General features: G+C 57.4%; 22 protein-coding genes. 13 read left to right on the top strand and 9 right to left on the bottom strand.

Going from position 1 to position 22,885, the window contains the following annotated elements; translation table 11 throughout:
* Window positions 1-76: 76 nt before the first annotated feature.
* Together cobS and BIND_RS17395 are read right to left on the bottom strand one after the other, a co-directional pair.
* Window positions 77-1,081, bottom strand: coding sequence for a cobaltochelatase subunit CobS (gene cobS, locus BIND_RS17390; RefSeq protein WP_012386332.1), 1,005 nt, complete (start codon window positions 1,079-1,081; stop codon window positions 77-79).
* Window positions 1,082-1,365: 284 nt separating this feature from the next.
* Window positions 1,366-1,986 (bottom strand): J domain-containing protein, encoded by a 621-nt coding sequence (locus BIND_RS17395; protein ID WP_012386333.1) that lies wholly within the window; start codon window positions 1,984-1,986, stop codon window positions 1,366-1,368.
* A gap of 121 nt (window positions 1,987-2,107) precedes the next feature.
* Between BIND_RS17395 and BIND_RS17400 the strand changes: the two genes are divergently transcribed.
* Window positions 2,108-2,413 carry a BolA family protein gene (locus BIND_RS17400; RefSeq protein WP_012386334.1) on the top strand — a complete coding sequence of 102 codons (306 nt, stop codon included), beginning with the start codon at window positions 2,108-2,110 and terminating at the stop codon, window positions 2,411-2,413.
* Window positions 2,414-2,748: 335 nt separating this feature from the next.
* Window positions 2,749-4,134 (top strand): TAXI family TRAP transporter solute-binding subunit, encoded by a 1,386-nt coding sequence (locus BIND_RS17405; protein WP_012386335.1) that lies wholly within the window; start codon window positions 2,749-2,751, stop codon window positions 4,132-4,134.
* Between the two features lie 130 nt (window positions 4,135-4,264).
* On the opposite strand, the gene BIND_RS17410 is transcribed toward BIND_RS17405, so the two are convergent.
* Complete coding sequence (locus BIND_RS17410) at window positions 4,265-6,412, bottom strand: glycoside hydrolase family 15 protein (RefSeq protein WP_012386336.1); 2,148 nt, start codon at window positions 6,410-6,412, stop codon at window positions 4,265-4,267.
* Window positions 6,413-6,478: 66 nt separating this feature from the next.
* On the opposite strand from BIND_RS17410, the gene BIND_RS21460 reads away from it, so the two are divergent.
* The 5 genes from BIND_RS21460 to BIND_RS17435 all read left to right on the top strand — a co-directional run bounded on the left by BIND_RS21460 (window position 6,479) and on the right by BIND_RS17435 (window position 10,764).
* Window positions 6,479-6,760: a hypothetical protein gene (locus BIND_RS21460; RefSeq protein ID WP_148210681.1), complete on the top strand. Its 282-nt coding sequence runs from the start codon at window positions 6,479-6,481 to the stop codon at window positions 6,758-6,760.
* Window positions 6,761-7,741: 981 nt separating this feature from the next.
* Entirely contained in the window at window positions 7,742-8,191 is a 450-nt protein-coding gene (locus tag BIND_RS17420) for an FMN-binding protein (RefSeq protein ID WP_012386337.1), read from the top strand.
* Window positions 8,188-9,051: an FAD:protein FMN transferase gene (locus tag BIND_RS17425; protein ID WP_012386338.1), complete on the top strand. Its 864-nt coding sequence runs from the start codon at window positions 8,188-8,190 to the stop codon at window positions 9,049-9,051. The genes BIND_RS17420 and BIND_RS17425 overlap by 4 nt, the downstream gene beginning before the upstream one ends.
* Window positions 9,048-9,542, top strand: coding sequence for a hypothetical protein (locus BIND_RS17430; protein ID WP_012386339.1), 495 nt, complete (start codon window positions 9,048-9,050; stop codon window positions 9,540-9,542). The genes BIND_RS17425 and BIND_RS17430 overlap by 4 nt, the downstream gene beginning before the upstream one ends.
* A gap of 421 nt (window positions 9,543-9,963) precedes the next feature.
* Window positions 9,964-10,764 carry a DUF6662 family protein gene (locus BIND_RS17435; RefSeq protein ID WP_202944761.1) on the top strand — a complete coding sequence of 267 codons (801 nt, stop codon included), beginning with the start codon at window positions 9,964-9,966 and terminating at the stop codon, window positions 10,762-10,764.
* 171 nt (window positions 10,765-10,935) lie between these two features.
* Here BIND_RS17435 and BIND_RS17440 read toward each other — a convergent pair whose 3' ends face one another.
* A complete protein-coding gene (locus BIND_RS17440; protein WP_012386341.1) occupies window positions 10,936-12,696 on the bottom strand; it encodes a long-chain-fatty-acid--CoA ligase in 1,761 nt (586 codons plus the stop codon).
* 352 nt (window positions 12,697-13,048) lie between these two features.
* Here BIND_RS17440 and BIND_RS17445 point away from each other — a divergent pair, with 352 nt between their 5' ends.
* The 4 genes from BIND_RS17445 (at window position 13,049) to bhcR (ending at window position 16,499) form a co-directional block, all read left to right on the top strand.
* The gene (locus tag BIND_RS17445; protein WP_012386342.1) at window positions 13,049-13,297 is read left to right on the top strand and encodes a hypothetical protein; all 249 of its coding nucleotides are present in this window, start codon (window positions 13,049-13,051) and stop codon (window positions 13,295-13,297) included.
* Window positions 13,298-13,386: 89 nt separating this feature from the next.
* Window positions 13,387-15,024 carry an OpgD/OpgG family glucan biosynthesis protein gene (locus BIND_RS17450; RefSeq protein ID WP_012386343.1) on the top strand — a complete coding sequence of 546 codons (1,638 nt, stop codon included), beginning with the start codon at window positions 13,387-13,389 and terminating at the stop codon, window positions 15,022-15,024.
* Window positions 15,025-15,193: 169 nt separating this feature from the next.
* Window positions 15,194-15,607, top strand: coding sequence for a hypothetical protein (locus BIND_RS17455; RefSeq protein ID WP_012386344.1), 414 nt, complete (start codon window positions 15,194-15,196; stop codon window positions 15,605-15,607).
* Between the two features lie 70 nt (window positions 15,608-15,677).
* Complete coding sequence (gene bhcR, locus BIND_RS17460) at window positions 15,678-16,499, top strand: HTH-type transcriptional regulator BhcR (RefSeq protein WP_012386345.1); 822 nt, start codon at window positions 15,678-15,680, stop codon at window positions 16,497-16,499.
* 9 nt (window positions 16,500-16,508) lie between these two features.
* On the opposite strand, the gene BIND_RS17465 is transcribed toward bhcR, so the two are convergent.
* The 3 genes from BIND_RS17465 to mbfA form a co-directional block, all read right to left on the bottom strand.
* The gene (locus BIND_RS17465) at window positions 16,509-16,721 is read right to left on the bottom strand and encodes a hypothetical protein (protein WP_012386346.1); all 213 of its coding nucleotides are present in this window, start codon (window positions 16,719-16,721) and stop codon (window positions 16,509-16,511) included.
* Between the two features lie 62 nt (window positions 16,722-16,783).
* Window positions 16,784-17,704 (bottom strand): metallophosphoesterase family protein, encoded by a 921-nt coding sequence (locus BIND_RS17470; protein WP_012386347.1) that lies wholly within the window; start codon window positions 17,702-17,704, stop codon window positions 16,784-16,786.
* A gap of 205 nt (window positions 17,705-17,909) precedes the next feature.
* A complete protein-coding gene (gene mbfA, locus BIND_RS17475; protein ID WP_012386348.1) occupies window positions 17,910-18,881 on the bottom strand; it encodes an iron exporter MbfA in 972 nt (323 codons plus the stop codon).
* Between the two features lie 238 nt (window positions 18,882-19,119).
* Between mbfA and BIND_RS17480 the strand changes: the two genes are divergently transcribed.
* Both BIND_RS17480 and BIND_RS17485 read left to right on the top strand, forming a co-directional pair.
* Window positions 19,120-19,659, top strand: a complete 540-nt coding sequence (locus BIND_RS17480) for an NUDIX domain-containing protein (protein ID WP_012386349.1) — start codon at window positions 19,120-19,122, stop codon at window positions 19,657-19,659.
* A gap of 244 nt (window positions 19,660-19,903) precedes the next feature.
* Entirely contained in the window at window positions 19,904-20,395 is a 492-nt protein-coding gene (locus tag BIND_RS17485; protein WP_012386350.1) for a hypothetical protein, read from the top strand.
* A 69-nt stretch (window positions 20,396-20,464) separates the two neighbouring features.
* Here the strand turns inward: BIND_RS17485 and BIND_RS17490 are convergent, their stop codons facing one another.
* On the bottom strand, window positions 20,465-21,931 hold the full coding sequence (locus tag BIND_RS17490) for a sensor histidine kinase (protein ID WP_012386351.1): 1,467 nt from the start codon (window positions 21,929-21,931) through the stop codon (window positions 20,465-20,467).
* Window positions 21,932-21,941: 10 nt separating this feature from the next.
* Window positions 21,942-22,775, bottom strand: a complete 834-nt coding sequence (locus BIND_RS17495) for a response regulator transcription factor (RefSeq protein ID WP_012386352.1) — start codon at window positions 22,773-22,775, stop codon at window positions 21,942-21,944.
* Window positions 22,776-22,885 lie beyond the last annotated feature (110 nt).

Genomic DNA, 22,885 nt, shown 5'->3' on the forward strand with positions numbered 1-22,885 from the left:
CTTGGCCGACCTGCCGACCCATGCCATCCATCGCGTGCGGGCGGGCCGAAAACGAAACCGTCTTCGGCCGCGCTCTTTAGCTCATGACCACATTCACGGCGCTTTCCGGCAGGTCCTTGCCAAAGCAGCGCTGATAGAATTCGGCGACCAGGGTCCGCTCGAGTTCATCACATTTGTTAAGGAAGGTCAGACGGAAGGCAAAACCGACATCGCTGAAGATTTCGGTGTTTTCCGCCCAGGTGATCACCGTGCGCGGGCTCATGACGGTCGAAAGATCGCCGGCAATGAAGGCGTTCCGGGTGAGATCGGCCACGCGAACCATCTTGCTGATCGTGTCGCGGCCTTCCTTCTTGCCCTGAAAATGCTTCACCTTGGCCTGGACGATCTCCACTTCCCGGTCATGCGGCAGATAGTTCAGGGTCGTGACGATCGACCAACGGTCCATCTGGCCCTGGTTGATCTGCTGCGTGCCGTGATAAAGGCCCGATGTATCGCCAAGGCCGATCGTATTGGTTGTGGCGAAGAGCCGGAAGGCGGGATGAGGGCGAATGACGCGGCTCTGATCGAGAAGCGTGAGATGACCTGAAACTTCCAGCACGCGCTGAATGACGAACATCACATCCGGGCGGCCGGCGTCATATTCGTCGAAACAGAGGGCCACATTATTCTGCAAGGCCCAAGGCAGGATGCCGTCCTTGAATTCGGTGACCTGCTTGCCATCGCGCAGAACGATCGCATCCTTGCCCACAAGATCGACGCGCGACACATGGCTGTCGAGATTGATACGGACGCAGGGCCAGTTGAGGCGCGCGGCGACCTGCTCGATATGGGTCGATTTGCCGGTGCCGTGGTAGCCCGTCACCATCACCCGGCGATTACGGGTAAAGCCGGCGAGAATGGCGAGCGTCGTATCGCGATCGAACAGATAATCCGGATCGAGATCGGGCACATGATTGTCGGGCACGGAATAGCCGGGGACCTCCATGTCGGAGTCGATGCCGAACACCTGCCGGACCGAAATTTTCAGGTCGGGGAGCCCGTGCGGAACTTTGGTGCTTTCATCACTTGCTATGCTTTGCATCTGTCCTCCGTGCCAGCCGGCGCGGTTCTGGAGCATCAAACCGAAAAGGGGATAGCATTTTTCGGGGCAGTTTGATGCGTTTTCAAAAACGGAGCGCCGGACCTGTCGCCGATTTGACGCGCTCCGGTCAAACCGTGAAATGTGCCACCCATTTCAGTCAGGGCAGCATTGATTTCGAAAAAATTCAAGCAAAATCAACCCAGACTGGAGGCAAGCCGGAGGCTGCTCGGACTTGCAGACGTCCGCCGCTCCCGGCCGTTGGAAGAGAACTTTGCGGAAAATCGTCAAACGAATTTGACCGACCTCAAATAATTATAGGCGCGAATGATTTCCCGCAGGCGATCCTCGCTCGACCGGTCGCCGCCATTGGCATCCGGATGCAAGCGCTTGACCAGATCCTTATAGCGGGTCTTGACGGCGGCGGCATCGGCCATTTCGTCGAGTCCGAGCTGGTCAAGGGCCTTCAAGACGGCCACCCCATGACGCGGGCGCCGGCGTTCATCGGCTCTTCCCGACTGGGCTCTCGCCGCTTTGGCGCCCTCGCGGAACATGCCGAGCGGATCTTGTGTCCCGGTGGGCTCATCACCCTCCTCGCGGAAGGTCTTGCCTGAGCGATTGACGCCCATGGCCCAGGTGGGCCGATGGCCAATCAGATCCTCGCGCTGGTAGAGAGCCACCGCCTCGGCACTCATGCCATTGAAATAATTATAGGAGGCATTGTACTCTCGAACATGGTCGAGGCAGAAGTTGAAATATTGGCCCTCGCGCAGCCGCCCTTGCGGGGCACGGAATTCGCCAGGAGCCTGGCAGCCGGGAAAATCGCAATGCACATGGTCCGTCGCCGGAGTCGGCTTGCGGTCGGGTTTGACCCTGATACGATCGAAGAGACGCGAATTCAGATTCATGGTTCGGGTATTATGAAGGTCTTTGAGACGGCTGCAAGCATCTCGACTGGCTAAAATGACGGCGATGACTGGGCACGGGCGGGACCTCCCGCGAAAATAGTGAGCACAGAAGGATGAAACGATGAGCGAGCAGGCAGAGATTTTCGTGGGCGACGCCATCAAGGCCAAATTGCAGGAAGCCTTGAATCCGGTTTCCCTCGAGGTCATCGATGAATCGCACAAACATGCGGGTCACGCCCATGCAGTCATGCGCCCCGGCACCGCGACGGGCCATGGCGGCACGCATTTTCATGTCAAAGTGGTTTCCGAAGCGTTCAAAGGCAAGAGCCGTGTGGATCGCCATCGGACCATCAACGGGTTGCTGCAGCAGGAATTGAACGCTGGCGTCCATGCCCTGGCGATCGATGCCAAGGCCCCTGGAGAATAAGCTTTTTCCACGGATCACAGTTTCGGCGCGGCCCAAACCCAAAAGCAGAAATGCTTTTGGGTTTGCTATGTCGCGTCTTCCCTTCAAAAAGACGTCGGGCAAGGAGGATTTCAGGAAGGAGGGCATCGGGCCCAAAACCGCACCCTATTTCATTAACCTTGATCGTTCATCCTTCTCTCGGAGCGAACTTGCCATGGTTGATCATCTCTTAGTCCTCGAAAAGCCATGAAGAGCCGGTCACTCATAAAATTATAAATCGTCACGGCAATGCATCGGGCGCTCGAACCGGGCGTTATCAGGAGCCTGATCCTTCAGGAGCTCTTCGAGGACACGGAATGCGGCGGATTAATCTCATCGTCATCATTTCGCTGGCCGTCTGTGCGGGCCTGATCGTGCTGGCCACCACGCTCTATTATACTCAGCCCACGGTCCTGCGTGTCGCCGTCGTTCGCGACAGCGAAGATCAAGCAATCATGAATAGCGCGGCCCATATTTTCACCAAGGATCATGAAGGGATCCATCTGAGAATCGTGCCGGCCGACGATCTCAAAGCCGCATCCACCTTGCTTGCCGAAGGCAAGGCCGATCTCGCCGTCCTGCGCAGCGATATTGCCATGCCCTCCTCCGGCCGCACGCTTCTGATCATGCGACGCAATGCCGTCCTGATTTTTGCTCCCGATGGGAGCGGCGTGCATGAGATCGGCGATCTCGCGGGCAAGCGAATCGGCGTTTTGCGCACGGCTTCCCATGCCGGCGCGCGGCTCGACAATGCCGGCACCGAGGCCTTGCTGGCTTTGGTCCTCACTCAATATGACGTGCCCGCCGCCGGGGTGACGAAACTGCGCCTGAGCCTCGCCGAAATTCCCGATGCCTTGCGCCGGCATCAGATCGATGCCGTTCTCGCGGTCGACGCGCAGGAAGCCCCGGACATGGCGGCCGCCATCAATGCGGTCGCGCTATCATCCGCGCAAAAGGTTGTGTTTCTCCCGATCAACGAAGCCGAGGCGATCGCCAAACGCCTGCCCAATCTCGATGTGATCGAAATCGTGCGCGGCGTGTTTGGCGGTGCCACACCGCCGCGTCCGGCCGAAAACTTCGACACGCTCGGCTCGACGACCCGGCTCGTCGCGACAACGCGGCTCAGTGACGGCACGGCCGCCGAAGTGACCCGCCTCTTGCTCGCCGCTCAACCGGAACTCGCCACCCATATCCCCATCGCCAACCAGATCAAGGCGCCCGATCCCCGCAAGGATGCCGTCCTGCCCGTCCATACGGGAACGCTCGCCTATCTCGAGGATGAAGAGGAAACCTTTTTCCAGCGTTACAGCGATCTCTTCTATATCGGTGTCATGATGCTGAGCCTGTTCGGCACTGGCATGGCCACGATGATCGGCCGCTTGCGCCAGCACAAGATCGATGCCATCGACGACGACCTGCAAAAATTGCTCGATCTCATCATGCAGGCGCGCCTGGCGCATGACGATGGCGTCCTCGATAGTTGCGAGGCCGAGACCGAGGTCTTGTTCGCCCGGCTGCTGACGCCTGCCAATGTGCAGTTGATGGGACCGGCCAGAATCAGCGCGCTGGGGATTACGCTCGAGGAAATGCGCTTCATTTTGCGGGAGAAGCGCGCCGAACCGGCATTGCGGGAACCGCCGCCGCATGCCCTGAACCGGGCTCTGGTGGAGGCGCTTTCGCCCCGCCGTCAAGCCGGTGAATAGGATGATCAGACTCATCTGGCAGGTTTCAAGCGGGGTCGGTCGCATTCCCGAATGTCTCCCATCCGGGGATGCTCACGCATGGGGGCCGCACTTCTTTCCGGATAAGGAAACACCTGCGGCCTCCTTTCAGCTATTTACATTGATGCGCGTAGCGGCACGCCACGATCGCGGGCTGCTCCAGGGGATAGCCGTGGTCGATAGACCAGGCGAGCCTGACGAATTGGGCATGCGACCATGCTAATGGAGTGGCGGAAGTGGTGGGGTGACCGGGAAGGAAATCCGGTTGGCCGGACGGGGGATTGAGGTCCCAGACTTGTTCAGGAATGAGCAGCCCGTCATTCGCGGTCGCCGCCATCGCCTTCAGGCGCGCACGGGCTGAGTCGGGATTCTTGGCCAGCAAGTCGTATTCGCCGCGCTCACCCGCGAAAATAGGCCACAGCCTACCGATCGTTGCTTGGCTGCCGGCGGGGAAACCGATGTTCCATTCGCTGCCATCGCGTTTTTCTCCATAACCGTCGAAATTATAGCGATGCCAGAATGTCCCCGTGGGTGTCGTGGTCCCGAGCTGTGTATCGACGACAGGCAGCGTATTCAAGATAATGGGGTCATCCGCGGCCTTGATGCCGAGCCGCACCAGTTCGAGAAAGCTTGGATCGACAACTGCGCGCTGATCGACACCATCTGGACCGCTGTCACCGATATTGTAGGTGGTCCCTGAGTTCCCTTGGCCATCCTTGGTCAGGCGCAGGTAATAAGGCGATTTGGAAAACGGACCTGTCTGCGTGGTTGTCCAAGTCTCGATTTTACCTTTCCATGTATCGGCGGTGGATTCATAAGTGCGAGCCGAGGCCTCATCGCCATTGCGGCGCGCGATATCGGCCGCGCAGATCAAACCGGCAATCTCGGCGGCAATTGTCGCGGGCGAATAACCGCCTTGGTTTTCCCAACGCTCTGCTTGACTGACAGGTCCATGCCCAATGATGAAGTCGGCGGCTTTCTTGACATGGCCTGTATAGGTCGCTCCGTCGAAGCGGCCCAATTGCCATGCCAGCAGAATGGGAAATGCGACTTCGTCCATTTGCAGGCCACCCCAAATGGGGGTGCCGTCCACGAGCGAATTCTGCGGGAATGAACCATCGGGCTTTTGCTGGTGATCGAAGAGGTAGGCAAGCGCCCGCTCGGCCGCACCGCGGTCGCCCGCCGCGAGCAGCGCGGAAGCGATCTGATAGAGATCCCTGGACCAGACGAGGTGGTAGGCATCCGATGGATTATCGAGCCCGTCGCCGAACGCCCATGGCATGGTGGGAGAGGCGACAAACGCTCCTTTGTAGGTCTTGTCCTCAACGGCGGCCAAGACCATCAGTGACGTTTCATAAAGTTCTTTCTGGTCGTGGGCGCTTGCCGGTGTCGGTTTCAGCGAAGCAAGATAGCGGCGCCAGCCATAGGCATAAGCCTGGGCGATGCGGTCGAAGCCGGTGCGCAACGCATCTTGCGCCTGGCTTGCCGCTTGCGTCGTTGTGCTCCCAAAGCCAATGGCAATCGTCAAATGCTTGCGTGTCACACCGTCGAGCGTTGTCTGTCCGGTCTGCACGACATTGCCTTGATCGGCGACCACATAGGTCCACTCCATATGGTGATGGCTGCTCAGGTCCTGCCAGCCATCACTCACGCCAAGATAGCCGTTCGATGTACGGGTGAAGGGCGGATCGGCCGTGAAGGCACTGGCAACATTGCCATTGCTGGCCACGAGAGCATGATGGAATGTCTCGCCATGCGTGTGCATCTGGTCATTGCCGGGAGCTGGATTGAGCAGTGCATAGAGTTGATAAGGATGGCCATCCAGCGACTCGAAGGTTACATCAACGAGAAGGACGGCGCGCTCTGGATCCGTTGAATAAGTCTTGGTGAGCCGATAGCGTTTGTTATTGGCGGTATTGATCTGTCTATAGACAAGGCTGTGAGGAGCGGCCAATTCCACGTGGTACCGCGTGGCTTCGCTCTCGCGCTCGGCGAACGTCCGGCCGTCCGAGACGACGAACTGCAAATCGCGGATGCTTGGCGTATCTATTCTCGGAAAATAAACATCCGTCAGCCCGCTGCCGCCGAGTGTGAACCAAACATTGCTCTCATGGGTAGTGGAGGTGCCGAAGCCCTGTTTGTTGGCGGGGCTCCAACCCTGCTTATAGCCCGGCGCGCCAGGCGCGATGCTTTGCGCATGAGCCGTGGAAAGGGTGGCCGAAGCTACGGCAAGGGCCGCAGCAAAACATTTCAATTTCACGGTATCGTCTCCCTCTATTTTTGAAATTTCCTTCGCACTCTCGATCGTGACGAAGGGAGATTGTCCTTGGCTGGATCGCGCAAGGAATTATTCGGCGCGCGGCTCTCTTCAAGCGCGCAGCCAATCTGTTTCAATCCGTACAAAAGCCGTGCGGACACTCCCGGCTACCGGGTTGCCGGAGATTTGAATGATCGGATCCTATCGTTGTCAGTTGAACAGACTTATGCCGCCGTTCTCGATGGACGATTGGCGTTGCTCGCGGAAACAGTATTTTTGAGGATGACAACGCCAAGCCCATCATTTTGGGCGACATTCATTGCTGTCGTACAAACCAGCGCGCTGGTTTGACGTCATCGGTCCGATCGGCCTTTACGGTGCTGATGAGGATGTTTGTCCGATGCCTTGGCAGGTTACATGTGTGCTGCCAAACCCATGCAAGGCAGAAGGCCTCTATTGACGAGGCTGGTGATGATCCTGCACGTCCCCCAATTTTTGACCTCCCTCTGTTATATTTATGTTTATATTATTGTATTTATTTTATTTTTCCTGCAGCAGACTCCGCCCCAAGAGGCTCGTGTGGCATGACGTTATCGTGGCGAGTCGGGCTCGTGCGATTTATGTCTAATACCTATTCATAATTGCCGCTCCAGAGAGCGGTGTCAATGCAATAATGTTCGGATGTATCGGAAATTTGGGTTCGTCGCTGGTGTGCTTCGAGTGCTCCAGGATCTGTCAGCGATCGATACTGTGCGGCGATGCGGAGCGTTTAGAGGAAGGATTGTGCGGCCGCAGAGGTGAAGGGCAGTCTTTGATGTCGAGACTGCGCAGACCTTGGCGCCGTAGCCACGGCAAAGCGGTAACCACTCCACGTGCATGGCGTCCCCTGCCACCGGGCTTTTTCGTTCCTGCCGCTATGACGGCTTCCTGCCTACCGGCGTGGCAACGAGCAGGTTCCCGGCGCGGAATGCGCAGCCCTTATTAGAATTACTATAGTTAAAGAGTTTGATATACTTATTGACAAATTTTTGTGAACAGTATTTTTTCTAGCAAATAGCGACGACTGTCATATTCTTGTGGCAGTACAGCGTATAAATAAAGAAAAATATGGAGAATCATATATATAAGCGCATGAAATGCGCCACGCTACAGCTTTGCCTGGAATGTTTGTAAACATAACTGAAAATATACTTGTGTTTTTATGGCGAGTATCAATTCAAGGTTTTGGAAAATGCCGTTCACATGCTCAAGACGATCAGAAAAGGCGTATAGAACTAGTCTATCGCCCATGAATCTGTGCCAATTCTGCTTCTCTATTCTGAAGTTTAGGCGATGAGTGGACATCCCTATCAGTGGCTCCTGCTGCCGGTGGCGGCGATTTCGACCTCGGTCCATGCCACGACCTATCTCAGCGTCGAGCAGGCGCAAAAAGCGATCTTTCCTGGAGCAACCTTCACGAGCACAGGCAAGCCAAACGTCTGGCATACGTCGACGGGAGGCACGTTCATTGTCGAACAAGTCCTTGGCAAGCATGAGCAGATCAGTTTGGCTGTTGGCATCAATGCCAATGGTACGGTCAAGCAGATCGAGATCATGCAATATAATGAGTCCTATGGCTATGAAGTGCGCGACCCTGCATGGCGAGCGCAATTCGTCGGCAAAAACGCGTCCTCACCGCTGCAGCTCAACACGGATATCAAAAATATTACCGGAGCGACTTTATCGGCCAAACATATTACCGATGCCGTCAGACGCCTGCTCGAGGCTTACAGCAAGGGATGAGGCGGGCGCGACTCCAGCTCGGCACGATCGTCGAGATTACCGCCAACGACATCGAAGACATTGGGCCAATTGAAGCGGCGTTCGCGGCGATCGATCGCGTACAGCGATTGATGAGTTTTCATGATCATGAGAGCGATTTGTCACGCATCAATCGCGCCGGGGTGGATGAGGCAATCGCGATCGATCCAGAGACCTACGGCGTGCTTGCCTTTGCGAATACACTTTCCAAACGGTCCCTTGGCGCATTCGATATCACGATCGCGTCAATACTCATGGATCACGACTTTCTGCCTCGATCCAACGGCGCTGTCGAAACGGCTGTCACCTATCGTGATTTGCATCTCATGCCGGATCACCGGATTTGCTGGCAGCGAAAGGGACAGATCGATCTCGGCGGCATAGCCAAAGGTTATGCTGTCGATCGCGCTATCGCAGCTCTCCAAATACACGGTGTCAAGAACGGTATGGTCAACGCCGGAGGCGACTTGCGTTGTTTCGGTGAGGCCTGGCCAATCACTCTTCGCCACCCTTATGAGCCGGGTGTCCTGATGAGCGTCGGATGGCTCTCCGATGGCGCTGTCGCAACGTCAGCCGGCTATTTTGCCGGCAAACAGGTAGGTGAAGGTAAGATTGATCCGCTTGTCGATCCCAAAACTGGCCTCTGCACGCGTTGGGACGGGAGTTTCAGTGTCGCGGCAAGCACATGCATGGCAGCGGATGCGTTGACGAAAATCATCCGTCTCAAGCCGGAGCGTGCGCAGTTCATACTGAAGCAGTTTGATGCTCAGGCGATCGTTTTCGACAAATTTGGACCGCACACATGCGGCCGCTCATGGTTCAGGGAGGACTATGTGGCATGACGACTTTACAGCGGCCTCCATTGCGTCTTGGGAGCAAACACCAATTCTGTATCTATGCGGTCAGCATTTTATTGCTTCTGTCTGGATTTGGCTGGTTGATTGCCCATTATTTCTTTGCGCCATTCAGCGAATTCGGCACGCCCGCAGCGCCATCCGAGCCCTTGTGGCTGCGTATCCATGGCGCGGCGGCCATGGGAGCCTTGATCATCCTCGGTTCGGTTTTTCCGGGCCATATAGGACGAGCCTTTACGATGCGTCGAAACCTTTTCAGCGGCTTCCTCATGCTGAGCATTGCGGCGCTTCTGATTCTCACGGGCTATGGACTCTATTATTTTGGCGATGAAGAAACGCGGCCTTGGATCAGCCTCCTTCATTGGACTTTGGGTCTAGCTTCGATCGCCATCCTGATTTTGCACGTGAAACTCGGCAAACGCCGCCCATCCTCTGCGCGCGCGTTTACACAAACGCGCGTATCTGCTCACTTCCATTAGTGTATCGCCACAACAACCGTGCAATAAAAATATTTATACTGTATAATATCAAGTTTTAATTAAAGTAATTATAATATAGTTATCGTTTATTGACATTAATACTTAATAACATTAATGGTAAATCCGCTTCGATTTTAAACATCGCGGCGCACTTCTTTGCAAACATCTTTTGCGACGTCAGCCCACGCGGTCTGTTCTGCGTGCGGCCTCGCATATCTGCGTCCTGGGAAGACGCAGGAGGATCACGGGGAACAATATGATTGGTCAATCAAATCTGCCGCGGCGGAAACGCTCGACTTTGGCTCGCAACCAATGCATGTCGCGGAAAATGTCGCGCCTTCTCGTTTTCGTATTGGCATTAGTGGGACTGTGCAATGTAACGTGCGCCAGCGCTGGTGAATCGCTTTTCGGCTGGCTTTATATGGCCGAGATTCATCCTCCGGGCACCGCTGAATACGAACACAAATCATTCCTGCAACAGAGCCAATCGCGCGGCCATTATTCATTCCTCAAAAATCAGGAAGAAATCGAATATGGAGTGACGGACAGGCTGCAACTCGCCGGCTATCTGAACTGGACTTACGCGAACGCAGCCCGTAACGGAATTGATGGCACGACAGGTGGCCCTGGGGTCAGCCAATTTCGAGATTCTTCTGCTGATCCATTCGGGCGCTATAGCAGGGCGAGGTTCGACACTGTCGCCGCAGAATTCATCTATCAGGTCCTCAATCCCATCACCGATCCGATCGGCTTGGCGCTTTACGCCGAACCCGAAATTGGGCCAGCCGAATTTGACCTTGAGTGGAAGTTGATCCTCCAGAAGAATTTGTTCGATGACCGCCTGATCCTTGCCGCGAATGTTTTTGGCACGATCGAGCGTGAGACCACCAAGGAGGGAGAGATCGAGAAAGCCTCGCCGCTCGATGTGAGTGTAGGCGCTTCCTATCACTTCGTGGATAATTGGTTTGCCGGCTTTGAAGCACGTATACACAACGAATTTAGCGGCTATGCTTTCAATTCTGCGGAACATTCGGCCTTTTTCGTCGGCCCGGTCCTGCATTACGCGACTAAGGATTTTTGGGTGACGGCGGCTTGGCGGCATCAATTGCCCATGGTCGCAACTTATAACGAAGACCAAAGAGCCGTGTCCGTTGGAGGACGAATTTACGGTGACGAACATGCGCGGGATGAAATCATGTTCAGGGTCGGGGTCCCTTTCTGAAGCCTCACTCCGTTGAAAAGTTAAAGCACCCATCCCAGAAGTGGACACCACTTATGGGGTGGGATCTGAAGCGTTTTTAAATATTTATGGAATTGAATAGGGTTCGGCTCGTATGTCCGATGCTCCAAAGCGGCAAACACCTTCACTCTGTCCGCCTGGTCTGTTCACGTTTCACTTGGCAGCGACCGAGCCCCGTAAATCCTTGCGCAAAACCTTGCCAAGCATGGATTTCGGCAGAGACTCTCGAAATTCGACATGGCGCGGCAGCTTGTAGCTTGCCAATTCGCGGCGGCACCAGTGCCGGATCTTTTCCTCATTGACCAAAGAAGTAGACCGCACGACGAAGGCTTTCGGAACTTCTCCCGCGATCGGATCCGGCACGCCGACCACACAACATTCCACGACGCCCGGGCATCGAGAAAGAACCGCCTCGATCTCGCTTGGATAGACATTGAACCCGGAAACAAGGATCATGTCCTTGAGACGGTCGATCAAGGTGAAATAGCCCTCTTCATCCATGGTCGCGAGATCGCCCGTATGCAGCCAGCCGCCACGCAAGGCATGAGCGGTTTCCTCCTTTTGCCGCCAATAGCCGAGCATGACCTGAGGCCCGCGCAGAACGAGTTCGCCGGCCGTGCCGCACGGGACGTCGTGATCGTTCTCATCGACGCATTTGACCTCGGTGTCCGGCAAGGCGACGCCGATCGACCCCGGTTTCGGGCGTGGGACAGGATTGAAGGTCACAACGGGCGAGGCCTCGGTCAGCCCATAACCCTCGATCACCGGACTGCCGACGCAATCTTCCCAATCGCGGGCGACATCCACCTGCAAGGCCGTGCCTCCCGCCCAGGAAAGGCGAAGGGAAGGAGGCGGCGCATCACGGAACCAGGCCTCGTTCACGAGTCCCCTGAAGAGCGGATTGACACCAGTCATCAAGGTGATCGGGAGGTGTTTGAAAGCGGAGCGCAAATTGCCGAGCGGACGCGGATTGGGGATGAGAATATTGCGGCCGCCGACCGAGAACAGGCCCAGCAAATTCACTGTGAAAGCGAAGATGTGATAGAGCGGCAGGACGGTCAACATGACATCCTCCTCATTCACATCATAGGCCGCCGAACTCATGAATTGCGCGACATTCATGAGCAGATTGTAATGGCTCAGCATGGCGCCCTTGCTCACACCGGTCGTGCCGCCGGTATATTGCAGACAGGCAATCGTCTCGGGCGACAAGGTTGCCGCGTGAGCCGCGCGTTCGGCACCATTGGTGATCAAGGCCGCGCCGTCCCGCAGCACCGAGGCGAAACTCATGCTGTCAAGGCTATGCCGCGGGATCTCGCTGCGAATATGTTTCTGCACGAGGGAGATCAAAAGCTTCCGTGGCCAGGAAAAACACTCCGCGACCGAGGCAATGATAACGGTCGGATAGGGCAGGCCCTGGAGCGCCGCTTCGAGCCGGTCCGCGATCATGTCGAGCACGACGACAACGGAGGGTTCCGCGTCTTTGACGACATACGAGATTTCCGCCGCGGTGTAGAGCGGATTGACATTGACGAGAATACAACCCGCCTTGAACGTCCCGAAGGCTACAATGGGATAAGCGAGGCCATTGGGCATGAGGACCATGATCCTCTCCCCCGGCTGCACGCCGAGTTCGCCGCGCAGGAACGCCGCAAAGGCATTGGAGCGATCCTCGACCTCCTGAAAGCTGAGCGTGGCGCTCATGCCATTGGGCAGAATCGTCGTAAAGGCCGGTGCATCACCCCGCCGGCGCGCCAAATCCTCGGTCATGTCGCCGAGGAGGTGATAGGGTGTCGTGATATTGGGCGTGGTGACGGGATTCTCCCCTTTGTTCGGCCTGCTCCAATCAGCACGGCCCTTGACGACATCGTCTTGTTTTCGGCCGTCTCGCTTTTGAATGGCTAGCCTGCCCATAGCGTTCCCTCTGTTACATGGCGCCCTTGTGGCCGGCGTGCTTTTTTCAGGATGTTCGATGTCCCTGAAATCCGCGCCGTTCTTCATTGTTGTCCGGCCCTCTTGAAGGGCCTCTTTCAACGAGGCAGAATTTTTTCTATACCGGCAAGCCTGGAAAAAGAACGATCCCCCTTATACCAAAGGTCATAATAGATGACCTTTGGACCGCTCTTGAATTTTCGCTCTCGCTTTGAAAAAGCGAAAATTCAAGAAAGGAACCAAAGGTCGTTCTTCACGACCTTTGGTATTATGGGCGGCGCGGCGGATAAGGTGAGCCGTAACCTCACTCCATCAAACGACAAGGACATCAGCATTGGCCTCCTCGGCGGAAACGACAAAAACGATCAACTGGCTGCATGTCTCGACCTTGGTCGCCGTGGCTATCTTGGTCGGTACCGAAATGGTGGGTGCATCCTGGGCAGCGGGTTGGGCACTCGGTGGTCTCCTGCAGCTCGATCCAATGATCAGCCGTGCCATCGAAATCCTTTTCGCCCTCTGCGGTTTCGTCCTTTTATTTTATTTTATGCGCACCGCGATAAAGAACGAGCCGATTCGCGATTGAGCCTCCAGCTCTCGCTTTGCAGTCAGAGACTATTCAGTATAGTTTGTTAGAATCACTCAGGCTTTCCCTTTCTCCGATTGAATGGAAGCATGAGCGGAAAATCATTTGAGTCCGAGAGCGTTGGCTTGTGCCGGCACCGCCGCGACGTCTTGAAAGCCCTGACGGCTTTCGGTCTCCTGTCCCAAAGTTCGGCTTTTCTTCGCGCTGATCCCGCGAAAAACCCCTCACAACTGGGATTACGGCTTGGACCAGCCGAGCCCTTTTCTTTCACCCTCTTGAAGGATCTGGCGCGTCGACGCGCCGCCGCCCCCTATTCGCCACCCCCGGAAATCGATCCCGATATCATCGCTCAACTCGGTTATGACGCCTGGGGCGAGATTAGTTTCGACATGGATCACGCCTTATTCGCCGAAGGGCCCGGTCGCTTTCCGGTCAGTTTCTTCCCGCTCGGCAATTTCTTCCACAAATCGGTCGCGATGCATGTCGTCGCAAATGGCACGGCGCGAGAGATCCTTTATGATCCCTCTTACTTCCAAATGCCGGCGGACTCACCGGCGCGGCGCCTGTCGCCAAACGCCGGCTTTGCCGGTCTGCGCATCCAGGAGGCCCGCGATGGTGCCCTTGATTGGCGCCATAATGATTGGGTAGCCTTTCTCGGCGCGTCCTATTTCCGGGCGATCGGCGCCCTGCATCAATATGGCCTTTCGGCGCGTGCTGCCGCTCTCGACGTCGCAGTCGCCGGCCATGCCGAGGAATTTCCCGATTTCACGGGTTTCTTCATCGAACAGGATGAGACCCGCGACGGCCTGACGATCTATGCGCTGCTGGAAAGCCCTTCGCTAACGGGCGCCTGCCGCTTTGTCCTGACGCGCGATAAAGGCGTCACGATGCATGTGGACCAGACGCTCTCTATCCGTAAGCCCGTCACCCGTTTCGGTCTCGCGCCCCTGACTTCGATGTTCTGGTTCTCCGAAACCGTCAAGCCGACCGCCGTCGATTGGCGACCGGAAGTGCATGATTCCGATGGGCTTGCGATCTTCACGGGCAATGGCGAGCACCTCTGGCGGCCGCTCAACAATCCGCCGCGCACCATGGTCTCCTCGTTTATCGATCAGCATCCGCGCGGCTTCGGCCTGTTGCAGCGGGATCGCATTTTCGATCACTACTTGGACGGGGTGCGCTATGATCTCCGTCCGAGCCTCTGGGTCGAGCCCCTGGGCGAGTGGGGCAAAGGCGCGGTCCAGCTCGTCGAAATTCCGACCAACGACGAAATCCACGACAATATCGTCGTCATGTGGGTGCCGGAGCAGCCCATGACGGCCGGAACCGAATTAAACCTCGCCTATAAACTCTATTGGCAGGCCGATGAGCCCTTTCCGAGCCCGCTTGCACGCTGCATCGCGACACGGCTCGGCAATGGCGGGCAGCCTGGCCAACCACGGCCGAAAAGCATCCGCAAATTCATGGTCGAATTTTTGGGCGGCCCCCTCAAGGACCTCCTTCCCGGTGAAAAGCCAGAGGCCGTTCTCTGGGCCTCGCGCGGCGGCTTTTCCTATATTTTTACCGAAGCCGTGCCCGATGACGTGCCGGGCCATTGGCGGGCGCAATTCGACTTCACCGACAGCGCCCCGGCCGACACAAACGATCCCGTCGAAATGCGCCTCTATCTCAAAACCGGCAACAAAGTGCTGAGCGAGACCTGGGCCTTTCAATATCACCCGTTCTGAGGGCACCCTTTGGCTCTCCGAGGTTTTTTGTATGGGCCTTGTCGCAACTGGTGTTTGAAACGGTTTCACGCTAGAGGGAAAGCTTGTTTGATTGATATATGCCCTCCGGTAGGCCGTGGCACTGCCAAGCCTTGGAGAAGCATGCAGGAGACCCTCATCAGGAGACCCCATGGCGCGCGCGCTTACGGCCTATCTGGCCCGCAAGGATGTTCCAGACCGCAAAAGCCTGCAAAAGGCTCTCGATGCCCTCAAGCTCAAGATCACTCTCGATGATGGCTATGCGCCGTTCAAATCGGTGAGCTATCTGCCCTGCACCTTCGATGGCGAGGATGCGGGCTTCGATATCCGTTTTCAGGACGCGCCAGCTGACCCCGCTCCCAATCTCAAGGCAGCGCTCGGGGAGCAAGACACCGCAATCGCCTTTCGCTGGGGTGGGGATATTCGTGAACAGGCCTGTGTCATGGCCGTCTGCACCGCGCTGGCGCGCGATTTCGGCGCCATCGTACATGAGGATGAGGGCGACAAGATCATCGCCAGCGACGATCTTTTCAAAAAAGCGAAAAACGCCGCCGATTCCCTGTAGACTTAATGAGATGGAGGAAACCGGGAGCGGTGGGAACGAACCACCGCTGTGGTTCGGGAGGAGATTTGCTTTGGGTCCTGCGATCAAGAGGCCGCGCGGTCGGCCTCCTGCCGTTTTAAAAACGCCTGTGGCCTCGGTGGTGCAATCGCTCGACCGTGCCTTGACCCTGATCGAACTCGTCGCCCAATCGGACGGTATCGGTCTGACCACTCTGTCGCAACGCGCCGATATGCCGCCGTCCACCGTCCATCGCCTGTTGATGACGCTGGCGGCGCATGGCTTCGTCGAAATGCATGAGCAGGATCAACGCTGGAGCATTGGCGTCGAGGCCTTTCGCGCCGGCATGGCGTTTCAGCGCCGCAATAATGCCGTCACGCTCGGCCGACCGGTCATGCAGGAATTGATGGAGCTTTCCGGCGAGACCGCCAATATCGGCATTTTCGAGGGCGGCGAAGTGGTCTTCGTCACCCAGGTCGAGAGTTACGATCCGATTCGCGCCTTTTTTCGCGCCGGCGAGCGGCGTTCCGCCCATGCTTCGGGAATCGGCAAAGCCATGCTCGCGCATATGCCCCGCGAGACCATCGAGCGCGTGATCCAGCAGAAGGGCCTGCCAGCCTTTACCGAAAATACGATCACCGATCCCACGTCTCTGTTCATCGATCTCGAAAACATCCAGCAACGCGGCTATGCGATCGACAATCAGGAGCGCAATCTCGGGATGCGCTGCATCGCCGCCGCGATCTTCAACGAATTCGGAGAGGCGGTAGCCGGAGTCTCCGTGTCAGGGCCAGCCTCCAGGCTCTCCGATGAGCGGATCGACGTGTTGGGGCCACAAGTCCGGCAGGGCGCGGCCAAGATTACCCGGCTCATCGGCGGTCTCGAGAAGGCGTGACATCCGCCTTCACGAAGCGTCGGCTGGTCGTTCCGGCAAAGCGGCAACGAGACGGCAACCGTCGAAAACTTCCAACCTTCGCCCATCATGCAATGTTTCAGCGGCGGCGATCGCCTCGGCATCGGTCTGGCACGCCTTCAACACTTTCGACTTTTTGATCTTGCCCGCTTCATCGAGAAAGAAGGCGCGGTAATCCGGTCCTTCCGAAGGACAATCCGACATATCTATTCCCCGCTCTTCAAAGCGCGCCGCACATCACGATCCCGAACAGCCTGGCAGCCCGATCACACGGGCACGGCGCCCCGGTCACCAATCGTCTTTCCATCGGCCAGCAAGCCCCAGGCCGAGGCTTTGATGCGCGGCTCGGCGCCCGTCCCCTCGATCGCGAACAGATGATAGGCGGCATAGCGATAAGGTGACCCGCGCACGAGCGAGGCGGAAGGCACGCCGACGATGGGCACGCGCCGGCCTTTCGGTCCCGTCAGATAGGTCACCGAGGGGCGATGTTCATGCCCATGCAGGATCAATTCGGCGCCAACGCGTCCGATCATTTCCGCGAAAGGACGAGCGTCCACAAGGCCGCGCCCGAATTTGCCTTCCGCCCAGGGCGGGTGATGCAGCATGATGACGCGGATACAATTTTGCGCCGCCGCCTCCTTCAGCAGAGTCTCGGCGCCGGCAAGCTGCTGTCTGCCGAGGCGACCGGAGGCGATGAAGGGTGGCATGGGAACGCCCGAAGCGAGGCCTATGAGAGCGACGGGCCCTCGCCGACGCAAATAGGGATAAAGCGCCGTCGCCATGGACTGTCCAAAGGGAAGAGACTCCCCAAGGGGATGCTCTCCAGCCGTCCAGGGCTTGAAGGTCCGCGCGAGATCCGGCAGAGCGCCGCGCACATAGGCATCATGATTGCCTGGCACGAAACTAACGTTTTCGGGTTGCCCCAGGCTTTCGAGCCAGAGCCGGCCGAGCGGGAATTCCGCGGCGAGCCCGAGGTTCAAAATATCCCCCGTCACTGCGATATGATCGGGATGATGGCTTTTAAGATCCGCGACCAGACGGCCGAGCGTCTCCATATCGTGAGCGGTGGAGCGTCCACGCTGCCAGTTCAGATAACCGGTCAGCCTTTTGCCAAGCAATTCGCGGCGGCGCGGCACCGGCAAGGGACCGATATGCGGATCAGATAAATGCGCGAGCAGAAAGGTCACGCCAGCCTCACGAGGGACATTTCCCGATCATATCTCTAGTATCCACCCTCATTGAAGCGCGACGTGTTGCGGTTCAATGAGGACAAGTGGATAAGTTTAAAAAGTGACGGTTCGAGAATCTGTGATTTCGATCCTAAGCAAACTGTTCCAAGTTTGCTTACACTTAAAATTCTTGGCAGCATTGGTTTTAACCACGCAAGGCTGCTTAGGCCCCGCCGATGAGAATGCCCGTGATCAACACGATCAAACCGCCAACGATGACCTGCAGGACGGCGCGGAGGAAGGGCGTCTTCATGTAACGGGTGCGCATGAAGGCAATCGCCCAGAGTTCGAAGAAGACCACGACGCCAGCAATGCTGGTGGCGATCAGAAAGGCATTCGGCCATTCGTCGGGCACAAGATAGGGGAGCGTATGGCCAAGCCCCCCGATCGTCGTCATCAGGCCGCAGGCGAGGCCGCGCAGAAGCGGCGCGCCGCGCCCAGTCATGGTGCCGTCATCGGACAGCGCCTCAGCAAAGCCCATGCTGACGCCGCCACCCAGCGAAGCGGCAAGACCGACGAGAAACGTCTTCCAATTATTATGCGTCGCAAAAGCCGCGGCGAACAAAGGCGCCAGCGTCGAGACCGAACCATCCATCAGCCCAGCGAGGCCCGGCTGCACATATTGCAGGACGAAGAGACGCGCATGCGTCATTTCCTCGGTCTTGCGCGCATCGACGGTCAGATATTTGGTCTCGAGATCGGCGGCGATTTCCTCATGCGTCATTTCGGTCTGGGCCAGTTCGCGCAGCAATTGCCGCACCGCCGGGTCCTTGGCGCTGGCCGCCGCCTTGACATAGAAACTCGCCGCTTCCGCCTCGCGGATCTCAGCCTCACGGCGGATCGTGTCGAGCGAAAGATTGCGGGTCAACCAGACCGGCGGCCGCTTGATGAAGAAATTGACGTCCCCCTTGCTGATCGGGACGAGTTCGGGACCGAATTTGTCCTTGTAAAGCTCATTGAGCATTTCGCGATGGGTGGCTTCGGTCTGCGCCATTTCCGCGAAAACCTTCGCCGTCGCTGGATAACGGTCGGCAAGATCCTCTGCAAATGTCGAATAGACGCGATTGTCTTCTTCTTCCCCCGCAATGGCCAGGCAGAGAATCTCGCGTTCGCTCAATTCAGAAAAATTTTTCACGCATCCCGCCCCTATTCAGCCCTCACGCACTAAAATAGGACGAGGGCTCTCCTGGCTAGACATGCCGTCCGCGTGCCACGCGATTCTTCTTCTCCCCAAAGATATGCGCGGCCTCGAAATGGGAAGCATGCTTTGCGGTTTGTAAGCCTTCTGCCTTGATCATTCAATTTTTCCGAAATGCTTTCAGCGAATTTCAAGAATTCACCGCCAATTTGGCGATGCAAGGAGTTTTCGATTCATGTCGAACCGCGCACTTTGGCGGGTGTTTTCTCATTTTCCGGTGATCCTTTCGGCCATTGCCGACAAAAAGCGGAGATCCGCCGCCCGATCCGGCAGTTCTTATGGTTCCGCTTCCAGCACGAACCGGGGCGAGCATCCGGCACCGAGCCTTGGTGTGCGTGGCCTGGTCTTCGATCACGACGCACGTGTTCTTCTAGTCCGCCGCAAAGGCATAGCCGGATGGTATTTGCCGGGTGGCCCTGTCCATCGCGGTGAAAGTGTCGTCTCGGCCCTGGCGAGACATCTCGAGGCCGAAATCGATTTTCAGATACCTGACGTCCCGCTGCTCCATGGCCTCTTTCATCATCCGCGCGCGCGGAGCCATGTCGCTTGCTATATCCTCTTATGGCCACATTCCGGCATCGAGCCGCGCATTGGTCGTGCCCTGGAAGAAGCACGATTTTATGCCTCAACGGATCTGCCCGCGACGGTCAGCGGCCCCGCTCGAGCCCGGATCGAAGAGACCGCATCCGAGGCCCCGCCAGCCTTGGACTGGTGAACAAAAGCGCGTCCAAATCATTCTCCCTGCCGAACCGAAGGCCCGACCGCCGCAGCAGTCCTAAAGCGGACGAAGCCGGAGTCCCCTTAACCCAGTTTGGTCAGCTCGGCTTGATCACTCAGCGTGACAAATTTATTGGCCCTTGCAGGATCATCAAAAAAACGTGAACTTGCGCCGAGAGGGCCATAATCGGTGCCTCCAGACGGTCAGCAACAAGACCGCCGGTATTTAAGGGAGAATGCTCATGATTTTTCATGTGTCTATTGAGGCCGATGATCCACGCCATATCGCGCAGGTCATCGCCGAACTCTGGGGCGGCATTGCAACCCCTTTTCCGCCGGTGATCGAGGGAAGCTGGGTGGCTTTGGCGGGAGACACACGCAACAGCTTGATCGAAGTCTATCCGCGCGGCACCGAATTGGTGGAAGCCGAGGGCGACGCCGATAGCTATGGCGTCCATGGCAGTGAATCACGCCGCTCAGCCACCCATATAGCGATCGCCAGTTCTCTTTCGCAGGAAGAGGTTCTCGCGATCGCGCAACGTGAAGGCTGGCCGGCCAAATATCGCAAGCGCGGCGGGGCTTTCGGTGTCATCGAATTATGGATCGAGGGCAGCCAGATGATCGAGGTTCTGACGCCGCCCATGCAAAAGGAATATCGCGAGACGCTAACGATCAAGGGCTGGACCGACTATCTCGCCTCAGTCGGCGTCATGCCCGAGGCTGCTACGGCCTGAGATTGCTACAGACTGACGATCAAAGCAGGCGGGGCGCCCCACGGCGCCCGCTTTCACAAGCGAAACTCTTCACGAAGACTGGAAGGACCTCATGGTCGTCCTGCCCATGAGGGAATGATCTTTCTCGCAGGGATCAACCTGATAGACCCTTGCTGCATCCATACGTTTAGGCGCGAAATCAAAGATGGCACCGGGCTGATTGTCCCCCACCGTCAAATCGTAGCCGTGTAGATCGGCGATAATGGCGACCATGCTAAGGCCGAGACCATTGCCCGGTACATGCCGGCTCCGGTCATGGCGATAGAATCGCTTGAAAATATCCTCTCGCTCATTGACCGGAATGCCAGGGCCATTATCGGCCACCCGGAGAACCGGCCCTTGCCGGCTTGGAAAGGCGCCGAAGGTCACCGTCCCACCGACAGGCGTGAATTTGATGGCATTATCGACGAGATTCGCGACCATTTCGATGAGCAGCTGAAAATCGCCAACCATAGGCGCAGCAGATTTTTCGATGAGCTGAAGCGTGATCGATTTGGTCTCAGCCAAGGGCTCGTAGAGCTCAAAAATCTGCTGGCAGACTTCGCGAAGATCGACCGGAGCAAAAGTCTGGCGCAAGGGGCCGTTCTCGATTTCCGACATGCGGAGCAAGGTCGTGATGGTCATCAAGGCCCGATCGAGATCGCGCAGGGCCAATTGTGCATTCTCGCGCAGATCCTCCTCGTTCTCGCTGTCGAGCCCGCGCTCCAGCCGCGCGCACATGAGAGCGAGGGGCGTACGCAGATCATGGGCAATATTGTCGCCGACGCTTTTGATCTGTGAAAGCAAGCGGACGATCTCATCGAGCATCCGGTTCACCGCGCGAGAGACATGATCGATGTCATCGACACCGTCTTTGACCGGCAGCCGCTCGTTCAGATGCCCCTGCATGATGCTGGTAATGCGCTGATTGATGAATTGCAGCCGTTGCGCCGAACGCCAGCTGAAGACGGCACCGATGATCAGCGTGAGGAGAATGGTCGGGACGACACCGACGATGAGCGCCCGCGACACGATATGGCGTAAGGCATGAACTTCATACAGGCTGCGGCCGAGCACGATAGTGGTGCCGTCCGCGCGCGTGCGGCCGACGAAGAGGGCTGGACCGCCGCCATAGCCATCGGAATCCTGGAAAGACGGCGATTCAAGTTGGTGCGCACCGCCATCGATCGGCAGATCAGCAGGCAAGACCGGAAGATTGCCGGCGATCAGCATCCCGTCCTTGTCGTAGAGACCCGCGAAATCGACGATCCGCAAATCGCTGGCGAGGCGGCGTTCGAATTCACCCTGGATGCGATCCATCGGCTCGATCGCCGCATCAGCGGTTTCCTCGATCAGATGCGCCCTGACCTGCTTGTCGTCATAGACCGCCACATGCAGATACACGAAGAGGAAGACGATCGAGGTCGCAGCGGTAACAGCGAGTGCGAAGAGAATGGCCAGACGGAAGGTCGCGGCCCGAAAAAGTTTGCGCGGCCACTGACGAAGATCATAGGGCAACGCCAAAACCTTAATTGTTGAGCCGGAACCCGGCGCCGCGCACACTCTCGATCATTTGGACCTCGCCCGGTTGATCGATCTTCTTGCGCAGCTTGCCGATATGCACATCGACCAGATTGGTCTGCGGCAAAAAGTTATAATTCCAAACATCCTCGAGCAGCATGGCCCGTGTCACCGTCTGGCCCGGCCGGCGCATAAGATATTCCAACAGCTTGAATTCGCGTGGCAGCAGGTCGAGCAGGCGTTCATTGCGCCGCACGGTGCGCTCGATCAGATCCATTTCCAGCGAGCCGACGCGCAGAATGGCGCTGCGGGCTTCGGCGGCAGGCCGGCGCAGAAGAGCCTCGACGCGTGCGGCGAGTTCGCCCATGGCAAAGGGCTTGGTCAGATAATCGTCGCCCCCGGCCTTGAGGCCACGGATTTTCTCATCGACCGATCCGAGCGCGCTGACCACGAGGACGGGCGTCAGGATCCCTTCCTGCCGCAAAGTCTCAATGAGCGTGAGACCATCGGTTTCGGGGAGCATGCGGTCGATGATCAACAGGGACATGGCTTGCGAGCGCGCGGCGGCAAGCCCAGCGGGCCCCGTCTCTTCGATCTGCACATGATAACCAAGCTTGGTCAGCTCCGCGGCGATTTCCGAGGCCATGTCGGCTTCGTCCTCGACGAGGAGAATCGAAACCGGTTTGCCATTCTGCGTCTGAATGATTTTCACCTTGTCCGACTTCTGCCGCTTCGCGGTCTCGCGCGGGGGCAGAGTGCCAAGAGGCCGCGCCTTGGATAGGCCGCCTTTGAAATTTGGCGGCAAATCGTCTGGTTCTGTCTTGGTGAGAGTTTTGTTCATCTCGCCCTCCAGAATTCAAAAAACCAGGGGCCGCGCGAGCATCAAAATCATCAACGGGTCAAACCGTTGGAGTTCACGCGGAGGGAGTGACGCGCTAGTATCGAGGATCA

The organism is Beijerinckia indica subsp. indica ATCC 9039 (assembly GCF_000019845.1).
GTDB lineage: Bacteria > Pseudomonadota > Alphaproteobacteria > Rhizobiales > Beijerinckiaceae > Beijerinckia > Beijerinckia indica.

Coding starts and splice junctions, on each gene's coding strand:
- BIND_RS17485 (WP_012386350.1), top strand. CDS start 19,904: ATGATTTTTCATGTGTCTATTGAGGCCGATGATCCACGCCATATCGCG.
- BIND_RS17495 (WP_012386352.1), bottom strand. CDS start 22,775: ATGAACAAAACTCTCACCAAGACAGAACCAGACGATTTGCCGCCAAAT.
- BIND_RS17400 (WP_012386334.1), top strand. CDS start 2,108: ATGAGCGAGCAGGCAGAGATTTTCGTGGGCGACGCCATCAAGGCCAAA.
- BIND_RS17480 (WP_012386349.1), top strand. CDS start 19,120: ATGTCGAACCGCGCACTTTGGCGGGTGTTTTCTCATTTTCCGGTGATC.
- BIND_RS17435 (WP_202944761.1), top strand. CDS start 9,964: ATGGCCGAGATTCATCCTCCGGGCACCGCTGAATACGAACACAAATCA.
- BIND_RS17405 (WP_012386335.1), top strand. CDS start 2,749: ATGCGGCGGATTAATCTCATCGTCATCATTTCGCTGGCCGTCTGTGCG.
- BIND_RS17420 (WP_012386337.1), top strand. CDS start 7,742: ATGAGTGGACATCCCTATCAGTGGCTCCTGCTGCCGGTGGCGGCGATT.
- BIND_RS17430 (WP_012386339.1), top strand. CDS start 9,048: ATGACGACTTTACAGCGGCCTCCATTGCGTCTTGGGAGCAAACACCAA.
- BIND_RS17465 (WP_012386346.1), bottom strand. CDS start 16,721: ATGTCGGATTGTCCTTCGGAAGGACCGGATTACCGCGCCTTCTTTCTC.
- BIND_RS17395 (WP_012386333.1), bottom strand. CDS start 1,986: ATGAATCTGAATTCGCGTCTCTTCGATCGTATCAGGGTCAAACCCGAC.
- cobS (WP_012386332.1), bottom strand. CDS start 1,081: ATGCAAAGCATAGCAAGTGATGAAAGCACCAAAGTTCCGCACGGGCTC.
- BIND_RS17440 (WP_012386341.1), bottom strand. CDS start 12,696: ATGGGCAGGCTAGCCATTCAAAAGCGAGACGGCCGAAAACAAGACGAT.
- BIND_RS17455 (WP_012386344.1), top strand. CDS start 15,194: ATGGCGCGCGCGCTTACGGCCTATCTGGCCCGCAAGGATGTTCCAGAC.
- BIND_RS17425 (WP_012386338.1), top strand. CDS start 8,188: ATGAGGCGGGCGCGACTCCAGCTCGGCACGATCGTCGAGATTACCGCC.
- BIND_RS17450 (WP_012386343.1), top strand. CDS start 13,387: ATGAGCGGAAAATCATTTGAGTCCGAGAGCGTTGGCTTGTGCCGGCAC.